Origin of the sequence: Kribbella sp. NPDC023855, from assembly GCF_040639475.1 — a bacterium.
GTDB lineage: Bacteria > Actinomycetota > Actinomycetes > Propionibacteriales > Kribbellaceae > Kribbella.
In genome coordinates this window covers 200,188-218,722 of sequence record NZ_JBFAAA010000012.1, presented here as the reverse complement: position 1 = coordinate 218,722, position 18,535 = coordinate 200,188, and the positions used below count along the sequence as shown (strand labels likewise).

General features: G+C 67.9%; 18 protein-coding genes. 8 read left to right on the top strand and 10 right to left on the bottom strand.

Annotated elements, in window-relative coordinates:
- Window positions 1-15: 15 nt before the first annotated feature.
- Window positions 16-930: a helix-turn-helix domain-containing protein gene (locus AB0F51_RS32600; protein WP_360286021.1), complete on the bottom strand. Its 915-nt coding sequence runs from the start codon at window positions 928-930 to the stop codon at window positions 16-18.
- A 75-nt stretch (window positions 931-1,005) separates the two neighbouring features.
- Here AB0F51_RS32600 and AB0F51_RS32595 point away from each other — a divergent pair, with 75 nt between their 5' ends.
- Genes AB0F51_RS32595 through AB0F51_RS32575 form a run of 5 tightly spaced genes read left to right on the top strand, consistent with a single transcriptional unit; the run spans window position 1,006 to window position 6,262 of the window.
- Window positions 1,006-2,334 (top strand): glycoside hydrolase family 36 protein, encoded by a 1,329-nt coding sequence (locus AB0F51_RS32595; protein WP_360286020.1) that lies wholly within the window; start codon window positions 1,006-1,008, stop codon window positions 2,332-2,334.
- Window positions 2,327-3,238 carry a sugar ABC transporter permease gene (locus tag AB0F51_RS32590; protein WP_360286019.1) on the top strand — a complete coding sequence of 304 codons (912 nt, stop codon included), beginning with the start codon at window positions 2,327-2,329 and terminating at the stop codon, window positions 3,236-3,238. The genes AB0F51_RS32595 and AB0F51_RS32590 overlap by 8 nt, the downstream gene beginning before the upstream one ends.
- Before the next feature lie 10 nt (window positions 3,239-3,248).
- On the top strand, window positions 3,249-4,061 hold the full coding sequence (locus AB0F51_RS32585) for a carbohydrate ABC transporter permease (protein WP_360286018.1): 813 nt from the start codon (window positions 3,249-3,251) through the stop codon (window positions 4,059-4,061).
- 12 nt (window positions 4,062-4,073) lie between these two features.
- Complete coding sequence (locus AB0F51_RS32580; protein ID WP_360286017.1) at window positions 4,074-5,354, top strand: sugar ABC transporter substrate-binding protein; 1,281 nt, start codon at window positions 4,074-4,076, stop codon at window positions 5,352-5,354.
- Entirely contained in the window at window positions 5,351-6,262 is a 912-nt protein-coding gene (locus AB0F51_RS32575) for a phytanoyl-CoA dioxygenase family protein (RefSeq protein ID WP_360286016.1), read from the top strand. The genes AB0F51_RS32580 and AB0F51_RS32575 overlap by 4 nt, the downstream gene beginning before the upstream one ends.
- 13 nt (window positions 6,263-6,275) lie before the next feature.
- Here AB0F51_RS32575 and AB0F51_RS32570 read toward each other — a convergent pair whose 3' ends face one another.
- The 7 genes from AB0F51_RS32570 to rsmI all read right to left on the bottom strand — a co-directional run bounded on the left by AB0F51_RS32570 (window position 6,276) and on the right by rsmI (window position 12,766).
- Window positions 6,276-7,523 carry a sigma-70 family RNA polymerase sigma factor gene (locus AB0F51_RS32570; RefSeq protein ID WP_360286080.1) on the bottom strand — a complete coding sequence of 416 codons (1,248 nt, stop codon included), beginning with the start codon at window positions 7,521-7,523 and terminating at the stop codon, window positions 6,276-6,278.
- 146 nt (window positions 7,524-7,669) lie between these two features.
- Window positions 7,670-8,050 carry a YciI family protein gene (locus AB0F51_RS32565; RefSeq protein ID WP_360286079.1) on the bottom strand — a complete coding sequence of 127 codons (381 nt, stop codon included), beginning with the start codon at window positions 8,048-8,050 and terminating at the stop codon, window positions 7,670-7,672.
- A 15-nt stretch (window positions 8,051-8,065) separates the two neighbouring features.
- Window positions 8,066-8,512: a hypothetical protein gene (locus tag AB0F51_RS32560; protein ID WP_360286015.1), complete on the bottom strand. Its 447-nt coding sequence runs from the start codon at window positions 8,510-8,512 to the stop codon at window positions 8,066-8,068.
- A gap of 83 nt (window positions 8,513-8,595) precedes the next feature.
- Window positions 8,596-9,714, bottom strand: coding sequence for a hypothetical protein (locus tag AB0F51_RS32555; RefSeq protein WP_360286014.1), 1,119 nt, complete (start codon window positions 9,712-9,714; stop codon window positions 8,596-8,598).
- Between the two features lie 116 nt (window positions 9,715-9,830).
- Window positions 9,831-11,402, bottom strand: coding sequence for a methionine--tRNA ligase (gene metG / locus AB0F51_RS32550; RefSeq protein ID WP_360286013.1), 1,572 nt, complete (start codon window positions 11,400-11,402; stop codon window positions 9,831-9,833).
- Window positions 11,403-11,445: 43 nt separating this feature from the next.
- On the bottom strand, window positions 11,446-11,880 hold the full coding sequence (locus AB0F51_RS32545; RefSeq protein WP_360286012.1) for a DUF5680 domain-containing protein: 435 nt from the start codon (window positions 11,878-11,880) through the stop codon (window positions 11,446-11,448).
- Between the two features lie 31 nt (window positions 11,881-11,911).
- Window positions 11,912-12,766, bottom strand: a complete 855-nt coding sequence (gene rsmI / locus AB0F51_RS32540; protein ID WP_360286011.1) for a 16S rRNA (cytidine(1402)-2'-O)-methyltransferase — start codon at window positions 12,764-12,766, stop codon at window positions 11,912-11,914.
- Between the two features lie 38 nt (window positions 12,767-12,804).
- On the opposite strand from rsmI, the gene AB0F51_RS32535 reads away from it, so the two are divergent.
- Entirely contained in the window at window positions 12,805-14,490 is a 1,686-nt protein-coding gene (locus AB0F51_RS32535; RefSeq protein ID WP_360286010.1) for a phospholipid carrier-dependent glycosyltransferase, read from the top strand.
- An 18-nt stretch (window positions 14,491-14,508) separates the two neighbouring features.
- Here AB0F51_RS32535 and AB0F51_RS32530 read toward each other — a convergent pair whose 3' ends face one another.
- Together AB0F51_RS32530 and AB0F51_RS32525 are read right to left on the bottom strand one after the other, a co-directional pair.
- A complete protein-coding gene (locus AB0F51_RS32530; protein WP_360286009.1) occupies window positions 14,509-15,183 on the bottom strand; it encodes a DUF1707 domain-containing protein in 675 nt (224 codons plus the stop codon).
- Window positions 15,184-15,305: 122 nt separating this feature from the next.
- On the bottom strand, window positions 15,306-16,718 hold the full coding sequence (locus AB0F51_RS32525) for an alpha/beta fold hydrolase (RefSeq protein WP_360286008.1): 1,413 nt from the start codon (window positions 16,716-16,718) through the stop codon (window positions 15,306-15,308).
- A gap of 175 nt (window positions 16,719-16,893) precedes the next feature.
- On the opposite strand from AB0F51_RS32525, the gene AB0F51_RS32520 reads away from it, so the two are divergent.
- Both AB0F51_RS32520 and AB0F51_RS32515 read left to right on the top strand, forming a co-directional pair.
- On the top strand, window positions 16,894-17,259 hold the full coding sequence (locus AB0F51_RS32520) for a YciI family protein (RefSeq protein ID WP_360286006.1): 366 nt from the start codon (window positions 16,894-16,896) through the stop codon (window positions 17,257-17,259).
- A gap of 2 nt (window positions 17,260-17,261) precedes the next feature.
- Window positions 17,262-18,500, top strand: a complete 1,239-nt coding sequence (locus AB0F51_RS32515) for a DUF6596 domain-containing protein (RefSeq protein ID WP_360286005.1) — start codon at window positions 17,262-17,264, stop codon at window positions 18,498-18,500.
- Window positions 18,501-18,535: the final 35 nt, after the last annotated feature.

Genomic DNA, 18,535 nt, shown 5'->3' with positions numbered 1-18,535 from the left:
CGTCGAACTTCCGACTCAGGGCATTGCCTCCGGGCTCCTGACCTTCTGGCGGTACTTCGTGGGCGAGAGGCCGAAGCGCTGGCCGAATTGGCGGCTGAAGTAGTGCGGGGACTCGAAGCCCACCGCGCGGGCGATCTGCGCGACGGACATGTCGGTTGCACCGAGCAACTCGGAGGCGCGTTGGAGCCGTAGCCCGACGACGACGTTCATGATCGAGTCGCCCACCTGTTCCTTGAACAGGTGGGCGAGCCTCGAGACGGACACCTGCGCCAGCCCGGCCAGGCTCGTCAGCGTGTAGGGGCGGGACGGGTCGGAGGTGACCGCGTCCAGCACCAACTGCACCCGCGAGTCGAGCTGACGGGTGTCCTTGCGCAGGCTGCTCGTCGCGACCAGCAGCACCTCTTCGATGCCGTTCATCGTCAACTGGACGGCGAGGTTCTTCTCCAGCAGATGCAACTCGGTATCGCCCGTCGGTGACAAGCCGGCCAGCTGCGCGTCCCGATGCAGCCGGGCGAACGCGGACACCAGCCGGTCGGTCTCGGACGGCCTGGTGAGCCGCACGTAGGACAGACCGGGCATTGCTTGCGGCAACGACCACCAGGCGTGCCACTCCCGCCGCGGCTGGAAGTGCGCCCACCAGGTCTCCCAGTAGGTGCCGACCGTGCCGTAGTCGTGCTCGGTCCCCGGGCTGACCAGCACGAGGTCGCCGTGCCGCAGGGTGAGCCTGTCCCCCGCGATCTGGAACTGCCCCGTGCCGCCGGCGGTGTAGAGCAGGTACCAGCTGCCGACGCCGTCCGGCCGGACCACCCGGTAGTCGCCACCGCTGTGGAAGTGGCCGGTCACCAGCTTGCTCGGCGGTGGGATCTCGCTGTAGAGCTCGATCAGCACCTGAGTAGCAAGATCGTGCTCGAAATCAGCAGGCTCTGTCATAGTGCACCCTTCGCGCGGGTCCCTAGATTACCCACACAGCAGCAAGATCCTGTATCCCCAGAATCGAGGATCCCCGTGGGTTTCGTCCCCGTCACCGAGCTCCCCGCCGATGCCACCACCCTGGTCTTCGAACACGGCTGGCAGTCCTGGAGTCCTTCCGGCTGGTACCCCCGTGCCGCGCAGCCGCCACGGCCCACGGCCGCGAACCACCACGTCATGGCCTACCGCCCGGGCGTCGACCAGAGTGGTTTCCAGGGCGAAGGCCTGCTGGCGGTTGCTACCGGCAACGAGGTGACCGTAATCGGCGCCAGGTCGCCGGATGAGGTTCCGTCAATCCGCTGCGAGTTGCGGGGAGACATTGCTGTGGTTACGGCTGACGGCAACGTGACGGTCCACTCCGGTCAGTACGCGAACGCGAATCAGGCCTTGGCCGACTGGGCTGATGGGTTCTCGACGGGTCGCGGGTCGCTCGACCACGCAGTACGGGTGTTCGGACCGTCCTGGTGCAGTTGGTACGCGTACTGGGGCAAGGTCACCGAGCGGGACGTGATGACCGAGGTCCGGCAGTTCGACGAGCACGATCTGAGCATCGACCTGGTCCTGCTCGACGAGGGCTACCAGGCGGAGATCGGCGACTGGCTGACTCCGCGCGAAGACTTCGGCTCGACGGTCCGCCTGGCCGCTGACATCCGCTCGGGCGGTCGACGAGCCGGTATCTGGGTGGCGCCGTTCCTGGTCGGCAGCAAGAGCGAGACCGCCAGGCTGCATCCTGAGTGGCTGGTGCCCGGCGTCACCGCCGGTACCAATTGGGGGCAGGAGCAACTTGTCCTCGACGTCACCCATCCCGGCGGCGCGCGACATCTCCAGGACGTCTTCACCGAGCTGTGCCGTCAGGGCTACGACCACTTCAAACTCGACTTCCTGTACGCCGGAGCCATCGAAGGCCGGCGGCACGAGCAGCTCGACGGCATCGCGGCGTACCGGCACGGCCTGCGTCTGCTCCGAGAGGCGGTCGGGCCGAACCGCATCCTGCACGGCTGCGGCGCCCCGATCCTGCCGAGCCTCGGGCTGGTCGACTGCATGCGGATCTCCCCTGACACCGACCCACTGGTCGACCCGCCATCAGGTGACATCAGCCAGCCCGGTCAGCGCGGCGCCCGGTCCACCTCGATCGCGCGCGAGTTCCTGCACGGCCGCTGGTGGGCCAACGACTCCGACTGCCTGATCGTGCGGCCGGACGTGCAGGAACGCGAGCAGTGGGCGGCGCACATCGAGGCCGCACCCGGGCTGCGGATGTCGAGCGACCCGATCGGCGAACTCGACCAGTGGGGGCTCGACCGCACCCGGGAACTGCTCACCCCGAGCTCGCCCCGGCCCCATCCGTTGAGGGATCCCGATGCTTAAACCCGCACCCCGCCGCAGCCGCGGGTCCCAACGGCAACGGCAGACCCTGGCCGGTTATGCCCTGCTCGCTCCGAGCATGGTCGGTGTCCTCGGCTTCCTGCTCGCACCGGTGCTGATCGTCATCGTGCTCAGCCTGTTCGACTGGAAGTTGCTCTCCACCCCCGAGTTCATCGGCCTGGCCAACTACCGCGAGCTCCTCGGCGACTCCGACGTCTGGCACTCCTTCCTCGTCACCCTGTACTACGTCCTGATCTGCGTCCCCGGAACGACGATCCTGTCGCTGCTGCTGTCCTTGCTGGTCAACCGGAAACTTCGCGGAATGAAGTACTTCCGCGCGTTGCTGGTGATCCCGTGGATGGCCACCCCGGTGGCAATGGGCCTGGTCTGGACGTGGATCTTCGACCCAGGCCGCGGCGCGCTGAACCAGTTCCTCGCGGTCTTCGGCATCGAGGGACCGGCCTGGCTGTCCTCGTCACTGCTGGCGATGCCGAGTGTCGCGGCGGTGCACATCTGGCAGTTCGCCGGCTACAACATGCTGTTCTTCCTGGCCGGACTGCAGAACATCCCCGCCTCGTTGCGCGAGGCATCGTCGCTGGACGGCGCCTCACCGGTCGCGCACTTCTTCGCCGTCACGCTCCCGCTGCTGCGGCCGACCATGCTGTTCGTGCTGATCACCAACGTGATCGGCTCGTTCCAGGCGTTCGACACGATCTTCGTGATGACCGAGGGCGGCCCCGGCAACAGCACCGAGGTGGCCACCTACCTGATCTACGACGAGGCGTTCCGCAAGTTCGACTTCGGCTACGCCTCGACCATCTCGGTCCTGCTCTTCGTGGTGATCCTGGTCGTCACGATCTCCCAGTTCGTCTACTTCGAGCGTCGCACGACGTACGACTTCTCCTGAGGTGGTGTCGATGTCGAGATTCCGGATCCTGCCGTACGGCGTCCTGGTGGCCGGCTGCGTCTTCGCGATCTTCCCCTACTACCTGACCCTGCTGACCGCATTCAAGGGCCCTGGGCAACTATTTGCCACCGCGCCGTGGGAGCCAGGCCGGCCGCCCAGCACGGCAGCCTTCGACCGGCTGTTCGGGTCCGGGTTCGGTGGCTATCTGGTCAACACCGTCGCGGTCACCGTGGGGATCACGGTCGGACAGCTGGTGTTCGCAGTACTGGCTGCTTATGCGTTCGCGCGGTTGTCGTTCCCGGGCCGGGACACCTTGTTCTGGGTCTATTTGTCGACTCTGATGGTGCCGCCGGTGGTGACGATGATCCCGCTCTACCTGATGATGCAGCGGCTCGGGCTGGTCGACACCTGGGCCGGACTGATGCTGCCGACGATGCTCGGGACGCCGTACGCGATCTTCCTGCTGCGGCAGTTCTTCCGAACCATCCCGGCCGACCTGGAAGACGCGGCCCGGATCGACGGTGCCGGGCGGGTCCGCACGCTGCTGTCGATCGTGCTGCCGCTGTCCAAGCCGATTCTGGTCACGGTCACCACGCTGGCCGTGGTTGCCAACTGGAACAGCTTCCTGTGGCCACTCATCATCACGAGCAGCGAGGACAAGCGGCTGCTCTCGGTCGGCATCGCGTTGTTCAAGAGCGAGATCGGCGTCGACTACAACGCCGTGATGGCCGGCAGCCTGATCGCGCTGGCTCCCCTGCTGGTGCTGTTCATCTTCTTCCAGCGCTTCATCGTCCGCTCGGTCGCGGTGACCGGGCTCAAGTAATTCGGAGGCACCATGTCCACTCCCCTGTCCCGACGGACCGTGTTGCTCGGCGCGGCTGGTCTGCTCGGCGGCCTGACTGCCTGCGGATCGTCCACCGACAAAGCCGGCAGCGGCGGCAAGACCGAGCTCGTCTACCGGTTGTGGGACGAGCAGCAGGAGGTCGGCTACAAGAAGGTCTTCGAAGCCTTCACGGCCGAGAACCCGGACATCACCGTCCGGATGGAGGTGCTGCCGTGGGACCAGTACTGGACCAAGCTCACCACCGAACTGGCCAGCGGCAAGGCGCCCGACGTCTTCTGGCTGACCGTCGAGAACTTCCCCGACCTGGCCGGCAAGGGGGTACTCGCGCCGCTCGACGACCTGATCGCCAAGGCCGGAATCAAGCTCGACTCGTACCACCCGAACGTGGTCCAGTCGTACAAGTTCGAGGACAAGCAGCTCGGGATGCCGAAGGACCTCGGCGTGGTCGGCCTGCTCTACAACAAGACGCTGGTCGCCAAGGCCGGGATCACCATGCCCGACCAGCTCACCTGGGCGCCGGACGGCTCGGGCAACTTCCTCGAGATCGCCCGCAAGCTGACGGTCGGTGAGAAGCAGTGGGGCTTCTGCTCCTGGAACCACAGCCAGACGCAGTGGCTGAACTGGATCGCGTCCAACGGCGGCAAGGCGATGGACAAGCCGTACGGCACCTTCGACTTCGCCGGCTCGAAGTCGGTCGAGGCACTGCAGTGGGCGCGGGACCTGATCTTCAAGTGGAAGGTCTCACCCGACGGCACCCGGACCAACCCGCCGACCGGCCAGGCGACCGAGATGTTCTACCGCGGTGAGGTCGCGATGTTCCCGGCCAACAACGCGTTGCTGCCGTACGCGCTGCCCGAGGTGAAGTTCCCGATCGGGGTCGCCGCACTCCCCGCTGGTCCGGCTGGCCGGACCGTGGTGATCAACGGGCTGGCCGAGGTGATGTTCGCGAAGACCAAGCACCCCGACCAGGCCGGCAAGCTGATCGCTTTCCTCGGCTCGGAGAAGGCGCAGAAGCTGATGGGCGACGCGGGCTACATCATCCCCGCCCTGAACGACGCGGGCGCCGGCTACGCGGCGTACTGGAAGAAGAAGAACATCGACGTGCAGCCGTTCCTCGACTCGGCGGCCGGCAGCACGGTGAACATGCCGATCGCGAACGGCTGGACCGCGAAGGTTGCCGAGATCAACAAAACCGCGAACGAGCTCTACCTGAACAAGACCGGCGTGCCCAGCATCGCGGCCGCCATGGACAAGATCGGGAACAAACGATGAAAGAGCTGCTCGACTCCACCCCCGTCGCCGACGACCCGCTGGTACTCCGCGAACGCCTCGCCGCCGAGGGGTACCTGTTCTTTCGCGGCCTGCTGCCGGCGGCGGTGATCGACGACGTGCGGAAGCAGATCGCCCAGATCCTCGCCGACAGCGACTGGCTCGCTCCTGGGTCGTCACCTGAGGAGTTGCTCGCCTCGGGCCGGGCGGTCGAGGAGGGGTCGCCCGGGTTCTTCGGCGCCTACACCGCGATCCAGAGCACCGAGGCCTTTCACGCGCTGGCGATCCGGCCCGAGTTGCTGGGGCTGGCGGAACGGCTGCTGGGCGAGGAAGCGTTCGCGCACCCGGCTCACATCTGCCGGATCGCACCGCCGTCGCCGGGAGCGAACCCGACGCCGATCCACCAGGACTACCGGTTCATCCAGGGTGACATCGACACGTTGACGACCTGGTTGCCGTTGAGCGACGCACCACCCGAGATCGGTGGGCTCCGGGTCTTCGCCGGGTCGCCGCGGCTCGGCGTACTGCCGGTGAAGGCGTCGGACGGACCCGGGATGATGCGAGCCGAGGCGGACGAGAACCACCCCGAGTGGCGGACCACGTCGTACCGGCCGGGTGATGTGTTGTTGTTCGGCAGCCTGACTGTGCATGGCGCAATGCCGAACATGACGCGCCAGCTCCGGCTGTCCGCCGACTTCCGCTACCAGGCGCTCAGCGCCCCGATGGCAGTCGACGCACTGGGGACCGGCAAGCCGCACTACCACCCCGACGTACCGGACTTCCCCACCCTGACCCGCGGCTGGACCTCGACGGCAAGCATCGAGGTCCCACCCGGCGTCAACTTCGTGGAGCGGTTCGACCCGCGCCTGGACGACGTACCGACACCGCCCTCGCGGTTTGCCTACAGCTAGGCTCCCGGCGGCTTCAGGAAGCGGGCTCCTCGTGGGCGGCTGGCGGGGTGAGGCGGGTGGCGCGGGCGTGGAGGTAGCGCTGTTCGGGGCTGCTGGTGGTGAGTTTCGCGGCGGCGAGGTACGCCTCGCGGGCGGGCTCGATGGCACCGGACTGTTCCAGGAGGTGTGCGCGGACGGCGGCCAGGCGGTGGTGACCGGCCAGCTTCGGGTCTTTCGCCAGGCCGTCGAGAAGTGCGAGCCCGGCCGCCGGTCCGTGCTGCATGGCGACGGCGACCGCCGAGTTCAGGCGAACCATCGGATCCGCGGACATCCGGACCAGGACGTCGTACAGGGCGACGATCTGCGCCCAGTCGGTGTCCTCGAACCGTTCCGCCTCGGCATGGACGGCAGCGATGGCCGCCTGTAGTTGGTACGGTCCGGGGCGGCGCTTCGGTAGCACCTCTTCGAGGAGGTGGATGCCTTCCGCGGTCAGCTCGCGGTCCCAGCGGGCGCGGTCCTGCTCGGCCAGCGGGATGAGTTCGCCGGTCGGACCGGTGCGGGCGTGGCGGCGCGCGTGGGTGAGCAGCATGAGCGCGAGGAGTCCACCGACCTCAGGCTCGGACGGGAGCTTCTCGTGCAGCATCCGGGTCAACCGGATCGCCTCGGCAGCCAGCTCCACCCGCTGCAACGTCGTACCGGAGGAGGCGGTGTAGCCCTCGTTGAAGATCAGGTAGAGCACCTGCATGACCACGTCGAGGCGCTGCCGCCGCTCCTCGCCGGCCGGCATCCGGAACCGCGCGCCGGACTGGCTGATCCGCTGCTTTGCCCGGCTGATCCGCTGACCGACGGTAGCTTCCGGGAGCAGCAGGGCCCGGGCGATCTCAGCCGTCGTCAGACCGCCGACGGCTCGCAGGGTCAGCGGCACCTGGCTGGCGGGCTGGATCTCGGGATGGCAACACAGGAAGAGGATCACCAGGGTGTCGTCCTGGTCGGCGGTTGTCGTCGGCTCGCCGCCCAGCAGATCGCCGGGAAGACTTCGGGTAGCGTCCAGTTGTTCGCGCCGGCGTCTCGCCTGCTCGCTGCGCAGCATGTCGGTCATCCTGCGGACGGCGACGGTGGTGAGCCAGGCAGCGGGATTCGGCGGTACGCCGTCCTTGGGCCAGCCGGTCACTGCCGCCAGCAAAGCCTCCTGGACGGCATCCTCGGCGAGATCGAACCGGCCGAACCGCCGGGTGACAGCGGCGAGGACCCGCGGCGCCAACTCGCGCAGCAGGTCCTCGATCCGAACGCCACCGACGCCCGCCGGCCCGCCACCGTCGGCGGGGCCGGCACCGTCCGCCGGCCCGGCACTGTCCGCGGGGCCGGCGGCATCCGTGGGGCCGGCGGCATCCGTGGGGTTGGCGGCATCCGTGGGGTTGGTCGGCACGGTCACATCTCCTGGCCGCCCTGGTCCATCACCGGTCGCAGCTCGACCCGGGTCTCGACCAGGGCCGAGAACCGCGCGGCCAGTTCCACCGCCCGGTCATGGGAGTCGACCTCGATGATCCCGAACCCGGCGAGCACTTCCTTCGCCTCGGCGTACGGGCCGTCCGAGGCGACCGGGCGGCCGTCGACCAGCTCGATGGTCATCGTGTGCGACGGGTCGGCCAGGCCGAAGCCGGTGACCAGTTCACCGTTGGCCGCGAGCTCGGCGTAGAACTCGCCCATCGCCTGGAAGTGGGCGTCCACCTGCTCCTGCGACCAGGTGGACTCCCGGCCGCCGAGCCCGAGGGTGTCCCAGGCCGACTCGTCCCCGAACGTCATGATCATGTACTTCACTGCCGATCACCCCACGCGCGTCATGGTCGACTCGTAGCCGCCGCCCGGCCACTGCCAAGCCCCGGTGTTGACCGAGTGGCCGGCGTCGAACTCCCCGACGAACTTGGCGGGCGAGTCGGTGTCGCCGAACCAGATCGTCAGCGTACGGCCGGCCAGCTGGTAGGTGTACTCGAGGATCTTGCCGGTGTTGGAGAAATAGTGGGACCGAAGTTTACCGCTCTCGGCGTCCAGCCCGATGTACTCGACTCCGCGACTGGTCTCACCGTCACTGACCAGCTCCACCCGCTGGACGATGAACGCGCCGCCTTCGAACCACTCGTAGCTGACGGTGCCGTGGTGGCCAGGACCTTCGACGGTCCAGCTACCGATCAGCGGCGCCAGCGTGCGCAGCGCCTCGACCGGGGACTGCTCGGTGGTGCTCCCACTCGCGGCGGGCATGTCGTGGTTGGTCATCGTTCGCTCCGATCACTCGAGGGTGTGTTTCACCCCGTTATCGGAGCCGCCCGACCGCTTTCGACAGCCCGCCGGAGAAATTTTCAGGAAGCGGGTGGGTTCTGGGTCGGCTGCGGGCCACGCAGGTCCGGAGTGACCATGTTGAGGACCGCCCAGTAGGCGCCCTTGAGGTCGTGGTCCGGTGCGCTGCCGTCGCTCTTGACATGGGTCGAGGTCTCGACGCCGACCCAGCCCTGGAACTTCCGGTCGTCGTCGATGATCTGCAGCAACGACTGGACGTGGTTGTTCGCGCGGTAGCAGTCACCGGTCTGCCGCAGGCATTCACACCAGTAGGTGTAGATGTTGTTCCGGGCCGGCGGCGCGTCGGCCAGGTACCGGATCCGGTCCCTGCGGGTCGGGTACTTGTCGCAGTAGCAACCCGTGTTGAGCTCCCGGATGCCCACGCACTTTCCGCTCGGGCAGGAGCGCCACTGATCGAACCCGGTCTTGACGAGGCCGGAAGGCTCGCGGTGGACCGCCCCGGCGCTGGCCGTGACGAACGTGCCCAGGTGCTCGTCCTGCCCGTACACCGTCCGGATGTCGGTGATGCTCGCCTTGTTGCCGGCCGACAGCGGCGCATTGCTGCCGTACCCGATCCCGAACGTCGCCGAGTAGTCGGAGAACGTGGTCGGCACGTCCACCGGGCCCTTGTAGATGCTGTGGTAGCCGTCGCTGCTGATCCGGGCGACCTTGCCGCCCGGAATCGGATCGAGGAGCCAGTGCTCCGTCAGCGGTGTGGCCAGGGGCTGGCCGGTACCCGTCTTGGTCCAGGTGACATCCAGCTTGCCGGCCGTGGTGCGGTAGGTGCCCTCGAAGGCCCCGCTGGGTGCCGTCAGGAAGCTCGACATCGTTTGGACTGGGCAGATGGGGACATCACCCCCACAACTGGCGACCACCCCACTGTCGACGCGCATCGGCTCGTCGCGCTGGTTCCAGCTCCACCAGTTCGTCCGGACCGTTCCGTCGGTACCGAAGATGTACCAACCGAGCCGGGTCCAGTTCGCATAGTTGTTGGCCGCGGCGGTGTTCAGTCCACCGACCGACACGACCCAGTTCGCCTTACCGCCCGGCAGGTCGGTAACCGTTGGCGTCGGCGTAGCGGGCAACACTCCCACCAGACTCGCCAACAGCCCGAGTACGACCCATCCGACCACGCGTTTCATGGCACCCCCAGTACCGTCGTCCGCTTGCTCTGTCGGGCCCAAGCATGCCGTCCGTTACTTGCCGGGCACAACCAGTAACCGTTGCAGCTTCCTGCAACGGTCACCCGGGTTGCGGACTAGGCCTCGGGGTCTGCCAGGCGGGGGAACAGCGACTCGCCCTTGACCAGGACGGAACCGGCGGGGACTTGGCCCCAAGTGCCGGCCTCCTGGATGCGCTGGTCCTTGAGTGGGCCGAGCTTGGCTTCGGCGCCGAGGAGGGTCCAGAGCTTGGCGGCGGTCTTCGGCATCGTCGGGTTGTGCAGCACCGCGACGGCGCGCAGTACCTCGGCCGAGGTGTAGAGGATGGTGGCGAGGCGGGCCTTCTGCGACTCGTCCTTCGCGACCTTCCACGGCTCCTGCTCGGAGACGTAGCCGTTGACCGCGCCGACCAGGTCGTTGATCGCCGCCAGCGCGTCGTGGAAAGCGAGGGTGTTGATCGCCTCGTCCGCCTTGGTGGCGGCCTCGGCGAGCTGGTCGGCCAGCGCCTGCTCGGCCGGTCCGTGGTCGGCGGGCTCGGGCAGTTCGCCGTCGAAGTACTTGTTCACCATCGCCGCGACCCGGCTGGCCAGGTTGCCCAGGCCGTTCGCGAGCTCGGAGGTGTAGACCGCGTTCAGGTGCTCCCAGGAGAAGGACCCGTCGGAACCGAACTGGATCGTGCGCAGGAAGTAGTACCGGAACGCGTCCGAACCGAAGTGGTCGGTGATCTCCTTCGGCGCGATCGCGGTCAGCTTCGACTTGCTCATCTTCTCGCCGCCGACCAGCAGCCAGCCGTGCGCGAAGACCTGCTTCGGGACGGGGACCCCGGCGGCGATCAGCATGGCCGGCCAGATCACCGCGTGGAAGCGGAGGATGTCCTTGCCGACCAGGTGCACGTTCGCCGGCCAGAGATCGGCGAACCGCTCCGGGTCGGCGCCGTACCCCGCGGCCGTGGCGTAGTTCAGCAGCGCGTCGACCCAGACGTAGAGGACGTGGTCCTGGTCCCACGGGACCGGGATGCCCCAGTCGAAGGTCGAGCGGGTGATCGACAGGTCCTGCAGGCCCTGCTTCACGAACGAGATGACCTCGTTGCGGGCACTGGCCGGCGCGACGAAGTCCGGCTGCGACTCGTACAGCTCGATCAGCCGGTCGGCGTACGCGGACAGCCGGAAGAAGTAGTTGGTCTCCGAGACCGCTTCCAGCTCGGTGCCGTGGATCATGCACCGCTGGGTGCCGTCCTCGTCGGTCCTGATGTCGGCGGGAAGCTTGAACTCCTCGCAACCGACGCAGTACAGGCCCTCGTACTCGCCCTTGTAGACGTCACCCTGGTCGTACAGCGCCTGGACGAACTCCTGGACCCGCTCGGTGTGCCGCTTCTCGGTGGTCCGGATGAAGTCGTCGTAGTCGATGTCGACGTCCACCCAGGCCGGCTTCCAGGACTCCTCGACCAGCTTGTCCGTCCACTCCTGCGGCGTCATGCCCTGCGCCTGAGCGCTGCGCATCACCTTCTCGCCGTGCTCGTCGGTACCCGTCAGGTACCACTTGCGCTCGCCCCGCTGGGCGTGCCAACGGGTCAGGACGTCCCCGGCCACCGTCGTGTAGGCACTACCGATGTGCGGCGGCGCCGTGACGTAGTAGATCGGGGTGGTGACGTAAAAGGCCTTCTCGGACATGCCTAAAGGGTAGTGCTCGGGGCAGGGCCGATTGACCAGGCCCTCAGCCGAGGATCCGGCCCCCGTGATAGCTCAACCGGTACGCCGCCCTCCTGTCCGCGGTCTCGATCCGCTCCGCACCGTCGAACCGCTCCACGCTGCCCCGGCTCTCGTCGACGTACACCCAGCCGTCGTGCCGGTAGGAGAACCCGCCGAGGAACCGGCCCTCGGCGTACAGCGCGGACAGAGCCCGTTTGATGATCCGCCCGGCGCCCGCGGCGTCGAGGACTCCCGGCTCGAGGAGGAATCCGTAGTAGTTCATCCCCCAGATCGGCGTAGAGCCCAGCCGGACGACCTCCTGACCGAGGAAGTCGGCGCCGCCGAAGTAGCTGTCGCGATACTCGAGATCGCCGTCGGTGAACCGCAGGTCGCCGTCGCCGACGTAGCTCGCGGCCTTGGCGCGGACGATGAAGGCTTCGAGTTCCTCACTGGTGATCACCCCTTTGATCTACCAGGCGGCGCCGACAGTGTTACTTCGGTGGGCGGGCGGCGAGCACTGCGTCGTAGACGGTGCGTTTTGGTACGCCGAAGCGCTTGGCGACGTCTGCGATGGCCTGTTTGCGGGGGGTGCCGGCCTCCTCGTCGGCGGCGACCTCCGCGGCCAGCTCCTCGGGGCCGAGTTCGCGGGCGGACGGGTCGGCGCCGGCCACCACGATGGTGATCTCGCCGCGGACCCCGTCGGCGGCCCACTCGGCCAGCTCGGCGGCGGTTCCGCGCTTGACCTCTTCATACGTCTTGGTGAGCTCGCGGCAGACCGCCGTACGGCGATCCTTGCCGAGCGCCTCGGCGAGATCCTTGAGCGAGGCGGCCAGCCGGTGCGGCGCCTCGAAGAAGATCATCGTGCGCTGTTCCCGCGCGAGCTCGGCGAACCGCTTCGCCCGCTCCCCCGACTTCCGCGGCAGGAACCCCTCGAACGTGAACCGGTCCACCGGCAACCCACTCAACGCCAGCGCGGTCAGTACGGCGGACGGCCCCGGTACGGCGGTCACCTGGATCCCCGCCTCGATCGCAGCCGCCACCAGCCGGTACCCCGGATCCGACACGCTCGGCATCCCCGCGTCGGTCACCACAGCAACCGTTTGCCCCTCGAGCAGAGCCTGCACCAACTCATCAGTCCGCTGCCGCTCGTTCCCCTCGAAAAAGCTGGTCACCCGCCCGCTGACGACAATCCCCAACTCACTCGTCAACCGCTTCAACCGCCGAGTGTCCTCCGCGGCCACCACGTCAACTTCCCCCAACACCCTCCGCAACCGCCCCGAAGCATCCGAAAAGTCCCCAATAGGAGTCCCCACCAACACCAATCGCCCGGTCACACGCGTCATCATCGCAGCCCGGGAGGCGCTGGTACCTCTGGCTCCGTACGATGGCCAGCGTGACTGCCGTGATCGAGGACGACACCGCGAAGCCGGCCGAGGTGGCCGGGGTGGGTGCTGACGTGCGTGAGACGCTCGGGCGGGACGTCCTCGGGCGACGGTTGCCGCCGCTGAAGGAGCGGTTGTACCCGCCGATGCCGAAGGAGTTCGAGGGCGGCTGGATCGCGACGCTGGCGATCACGGCGTTCGCGGCGATCCTGCGGTTCTGGAACCTCGGCAACCCGGTCAAGTTCGTCTTCGACGAGACGTACTACGCCAAGGACGCGTACTCGCTGCTGAAGTTCGGCTATGCCCGGCAGTTCATCGACAAGCCCGAAGGTGCCGCCGACAAGGCGATCCTGTCCGGCAACCTGGACGTCTTCAAGGACACCCCGAGCCTGACCGTGCACCCCGAGGTCGGCAAGTGGATGATCGCGGCCGGCGAGCACCTGTTCGGGATGAACAGTTTCGGCTGGCGGTTCATGCCGGCCCTGTTCGGCACGCTGACCGTTCTCTTGGTCATTCGGACTGTCCGCCGGATGACCCGCTCGAGCCTGATCGGCTGCATCGCCGGCCTGCTGCTCGCCGTCGACGGCCTGCACTTCGTGATGTCCCGGGTCGCGCTGCTCGACGTCTTCCTCGCCTTCTGGCTGGTCGCCGCGGTCTCCTGCCTGGTCGCCGACCGCGACTGGACCCGCCGCCGGCACGCCGACTCGCTCGAGCACCGCGACGGCAGCCGCAAGATCGGCCGCTGGCTGCTGGTCCGGCCGTGGCGGATCGCGGCCGGCGTCTGCTTCGGTCTGGCCCTGGGCACCAAGTGGTCCGCGGTCTGGGTGATGGCCGCGTTCGGCATCCTGGTCTTCGCCTGGGACGTCGGCGCCCGCCGCGCGCTCGGCGCCAAGCGCCCGGTGCTCAAGTCCGTCTTCGTCGACGGCCTGCCCGCGTTCCTCAGCATCGTGCTGGTCGCGATCGTCACCTACACCGCGACCTGGACCGGCTGGCTGCTGCACGACAACTCCTACGGCCACGACTACGCCTCGAAAAACCCTGCGCACGGCGTGATGAAGGTGGTGCCGGACGACTTCCGCTCGCTGATCCACTACCACCAGGAACTGCTCGACTTCCACACCGGCGACTACATCAAGAAGGCCACCCACCCGTACTCGTCGCACCCGGCCGGCTGGCCGATCATCGCCCGCCCGATCGGTTTCGACGCGGTCAACGACATCAAGCCCGGCACAAACGGCTGCACCGCCCAGCCCCCCACGAACTGCCTCTCGGTCATCTCGGCCGTCGGTACGCCGCTGCTGTGGTGGGCCGGCGCGCTCGCCCTGCTCGCCTCGCTGGTCTACTGGATCGCCCAGCGCGACTGGCGGTTCGGCGTACCGATCATTGCGTTCGCGACCTGCTGGGCGCCGTGGTTCGCCTTCGACGACCGGCCGATCTTCTTCTTCTACGCCGTCACGATGATCCCGTTCACCGTGATGGCGCTGGCCCTGGTGCTCGGCAAGATCCTCGGCCCGGCCCGGCAGCCGAACGAGGCGTCGACTCCCCGCCGGCTGGTCGGCAGCGCGGTCGTCGGCGCCTTCGTCGTCCTGGTCGTCCTCAACTTCGCCTACATCTGGCCGATCCTGACCGACCAGGTCCTCCCCCACCCCGACTGGCTCAACCGCATGTGGTTCAAGTCCTGGATCTGAGCCCCCGCGCCAGACAGTTCAGTGGCCGAGGTGGTTGTGGCCGCCTTGGTTTTTGAAGCGTTTTTTGTGGCGTTTGGAGCTGGGTTGGCCGCCGACGCCGCCGAAGAGGGCGAAGCCTTTGAGGATGACGACCGGGGCGTTCGGGTCGGGGGACTTGCCGCCGCGGGCGCCGAACCCGCCGAAGATGCCGAAGCCCTCGTTGCGGACCTCGACGGCGTCCGGGACGGTGACGTCGATGCCACCGAAGATCGCGAACGCCCAGATCGTCACCTCGCGGCCCTCGAACACGGCGTCCGTCATGTCCAGGTCGTAGCCGCCGAAGATGCACAGCGCGTTCGTCCGCCGCCGCACCCGCCAGCGGCCCTGGCGTTCACCGCCGCCGAAGATGCCCACCACACGGTCGAAACTGTCGGCCGGGTTGGCCGGCTCCTCGATCGGCACCGGGCTGTTCGACGGCACTGGGGCGACGGCCGGCCGGAACGGCTGACCCGGTACGGCGAGGTCCTGGGTGATCGGCTCGAGCTCACCCAGGGTGCGAGCCTGCAACGTCTGTTCCAGCCGCTCGGCGTGCTCGTCCTGCGTCAACCGGCCCGTCATCAACGCGTCGCGCAGTACCTCGACGACCTGGTCCCGATCGGTGTCGGAGGCCCGCAGATGCGCGTGCGGGTTGGACGGCTCCGGCAAGTTCTCCATAATCGCGAACAATATCCCTCCGCCCCGGTCAGCCGGAACGAATTCCGCACCGATCCAGGGTCGCGGCCGCACACCTCAGGGCCACACCGGGGAATCCCCCGACCCGGCATGGTCCCCAGGCGTCAACGCGACGGGCGAAGCAGCGGATTCGGCCGGTACGCCGTGAACGCCGGCGGCCGCACAGCGTCGGAGTTGGTGGCGAAGTCGTAGACCTTGCTCCACGACTCACCGAGCGCAGCGGCCTTCGCATTGAGGTGAGCCGGCGCAGTCGAAGGCCAGCGCCCAGTGTCGATCCGCGTCAGCAGCGTCTCCAGGGCAACGGCCTCCTCGGCGATGCTGAACGCACAGTGGGTCGCCCGCGCGGCGAAGAGTTGTCGCAACTTGCCGGTGTCACCGTGCCGGCGCACCTGTCCGGCGTACCAGCGCTCGTGATCGGCGACCGCCAAATCCACGGTGTTGTGCAGCGTCACGACCGGCGATGGCGTCGTGCCACGCGGTACGGCGTACCGCAGCATCCATTGCGTGGCAGCCGGATCGGGGCTGATCCGCGGCGCCTTCGCGAGCCGCGCGAGGTCCTTCCCGAGATCAAGCCCTGCCTCCCGGTACGCCTTGCGAACCAGAGCAAGCTGATCCGACTTGGCCAACTGCCGCGCGTAGTCCACACCGACGTTGTACGACGGGTTGCCGCCCGCATGCGCGGCGAGATCAGCCTGCCCGACCGCTCCGAAAACGCTGGCCGCGCCCATCATGTGAAGCTGGTACTGCGCCCGGATCTGCCCCTCGACCGACTCGGGCTTCGGGTCGTGCGCGGAGTTCCACCCGGTCACGTTCCCGAAGGCGCTGGCCAACGCGATCCGCGCCCGCCCCGGCGCCGTCTCGACCTGCTCGGTGAGCAGCTTCTGCATCCGCAGGTCACTGCCCTGCGGGTCCTTCGCGTTGACGAGCTCGAGGTCGTCGGCACCCGGCGCGAGCAGGGTCTTCAGCGCGAAGTTGATGTCCAGCGACATGTTCCACTGGCCATGGACGTCGGTCGGCGCGCACATCGCGACCACGCCGTCGATCCTGCTCGGGTGCTTCTCGGCCAGCAGAAGCGAGATCGCCCCGCCACCTGACGATCCGGTCGCCACGGTCCGGCGCGGCTTCCCGACGTGCCGCTCGAACCAGTCCAGTACGCCGATCTGGTCGTGCACCGCCTCCTTCATCACAAACCCGGTCCTGCCTTTGAAGTCCGAGGCGGCCAGCGCATACCCCTGCTCGAGGAAGTAGGCCTCACTGTCGACGCGGTTGCCGTAGCCGGGCGGGAACTCGGGCATTCCGTCGGGGTAGTACGGGTGGCTGTAGAGCAGCAGCGTCCCGTTCCACCGCTCCGGCACCTCCACCTTGTACTTCGCGCCGTCGATGGTGCCCTCGTAGGTATGGCGACCCGGGTTCGGCGTCTCGACGGCGGCCGCGGCGTTCGTAGTACCGGAGACCGCGCTGCTGATCAGTGCGGTGCTCAACGCGGCGGCGGCGACGGCTTGGGTAACTCGCTTCATCGTTCCTGCTCCTTGGTCGTGGGAGGTTTCCACCACGGGGTCGGAGCTGGGGACGGCGCAGGGACACCTTCCGCCGGAGAACTTTTCTGCGACAGGATGTCCCGGTGACGGTCCGGCCTCCGACTACTGGACGAGAGGCGCCCAGACCGGGGGCCGCAGTCGCGAGGAGTACGAGATGAAGTTCATCATGCTGGCCTACACGAACGCTCAGACCTGGGTCGAGGGCAGCTGGGATCCGGAGGAGTTCCAGAAGGCCTGCGACTTCTACGAGCAGCTCGGCAAGGAGCTGACCGAGAGCGGGGAGTTCGTCGCCACCGCCGGCCTCGGCGACCCGTCGCTGACCCGCACCATCCGCGCGACCCCGACCGGCACGGTCGCCGTCGACGGCCCGTACGCCGAGGTCAAGGAGGTGCTGGCCAGCTACGGCATCGTCGACGTGGTGAGCGCGGACCGCGCCTACGAGATCGCCCAGCGGATCGTCGACACGGTCGGCGACATCGTCGAGGTGCGGCCGCTGATGGACGGCTCGGCGGAGTCCTGACCATGGGCGGTGCGCCGGTCCCCGAGGTGACCGAGCCCGGCTTCGAGCACCTGTTGCGTGAGCTCACGCCCCAGGTGCTCGGGGCGCTGGTCCGCCGCTACGGTCACTTCGACGCGTGCGAGGACGCAGTACAGGAAGCGCTGCTGGCGGCGTCGCAGCAGTGGCCGCGCGACGGCGTACCGGCGCAGCCGCGGGCCTGGCTGATCACCGTCGCGTCGCGCCGGCTGACCGATGAGCTCCGCAGCGAGGAGGCCCGGCGCCGCCGCGAGAACAACCAGGCGCTGGAGATCCCTTTGGTTGCCCCCGGCGCCGATTCGGCCGGGCCGCGCGATGCCGATGACACCTTGCTTCTGTTGTTCCTGTGTTGCCATCCGTCGCTGAACCGGGCCGGGCAGATCGCGCTGACCCTGCGCGCGGTCGGCGGTCTGACCACGGACGAGATCGCCCGTGCCCTGCTGGTCCCCGAAGAGACCATGCGCAAGCGGATCACCCGCGCCAAGCAGAGCATCCGGACCTCCGGCGTCCCGTTCCGACCGCCGCCTCCTTCGGAGCTGCCGGAGCGACTGGCCGCAGTACTTCAGGTCCTCTACCTCATCTTCAACGAGGGCTACACCAGCACAGACCGCGTAGACCTGGCTGAGGAGGCCATCCGCCTGGCCCGCCTCGCATACCGCCTTCTCCCCGACAACGGCGAAGTAGCAGGCCTGCTGGCCCTCATGCTCCTGACCCACGCCCGCCGAGCAGCCCGTACTACGCCAGCCGGCGACCTGATCCGCCTGGACGAGCAAGACCGCTCACTGTGGGACGCGGACGCCGTCGCCGAGGGCACGACCTTGGTGACCGACGCGATGGCGCGCTTCCCCTTGGGCCCATATCAACTCCAGGCTGCGATTGCGGCGCTCCACGACGAGGCGCAAACCCCCGAAGCAACCGACTGGCCGCAGATCGTTGCCCTGTACGACTTGCTGGTCCGCTTCGACGACACTCCGATCGCCCGCCTCAACCGCGCCGTCGCGATCGCCATGGTCCAAGGCCCTCAGGCCGGCCTGGCCTTGATCGAAGACCTCGCCAAAGACCCACGCCTCACCAACCACCACCGGGTCGACGTAGCCCGAGCCCACCTCCACGAACTAGCCGGCAACCACCAAGAAGCCTTAACCGCCTACCTATCCGCAGCCCGCCAAACCACCAGCCTCCCCGAACAACGCTACCTAAACACCCGAGCCGCCCGCCTCCGATAAGCCGCACACAGAGCGCCCCGGCCGAGTAGGCGGCC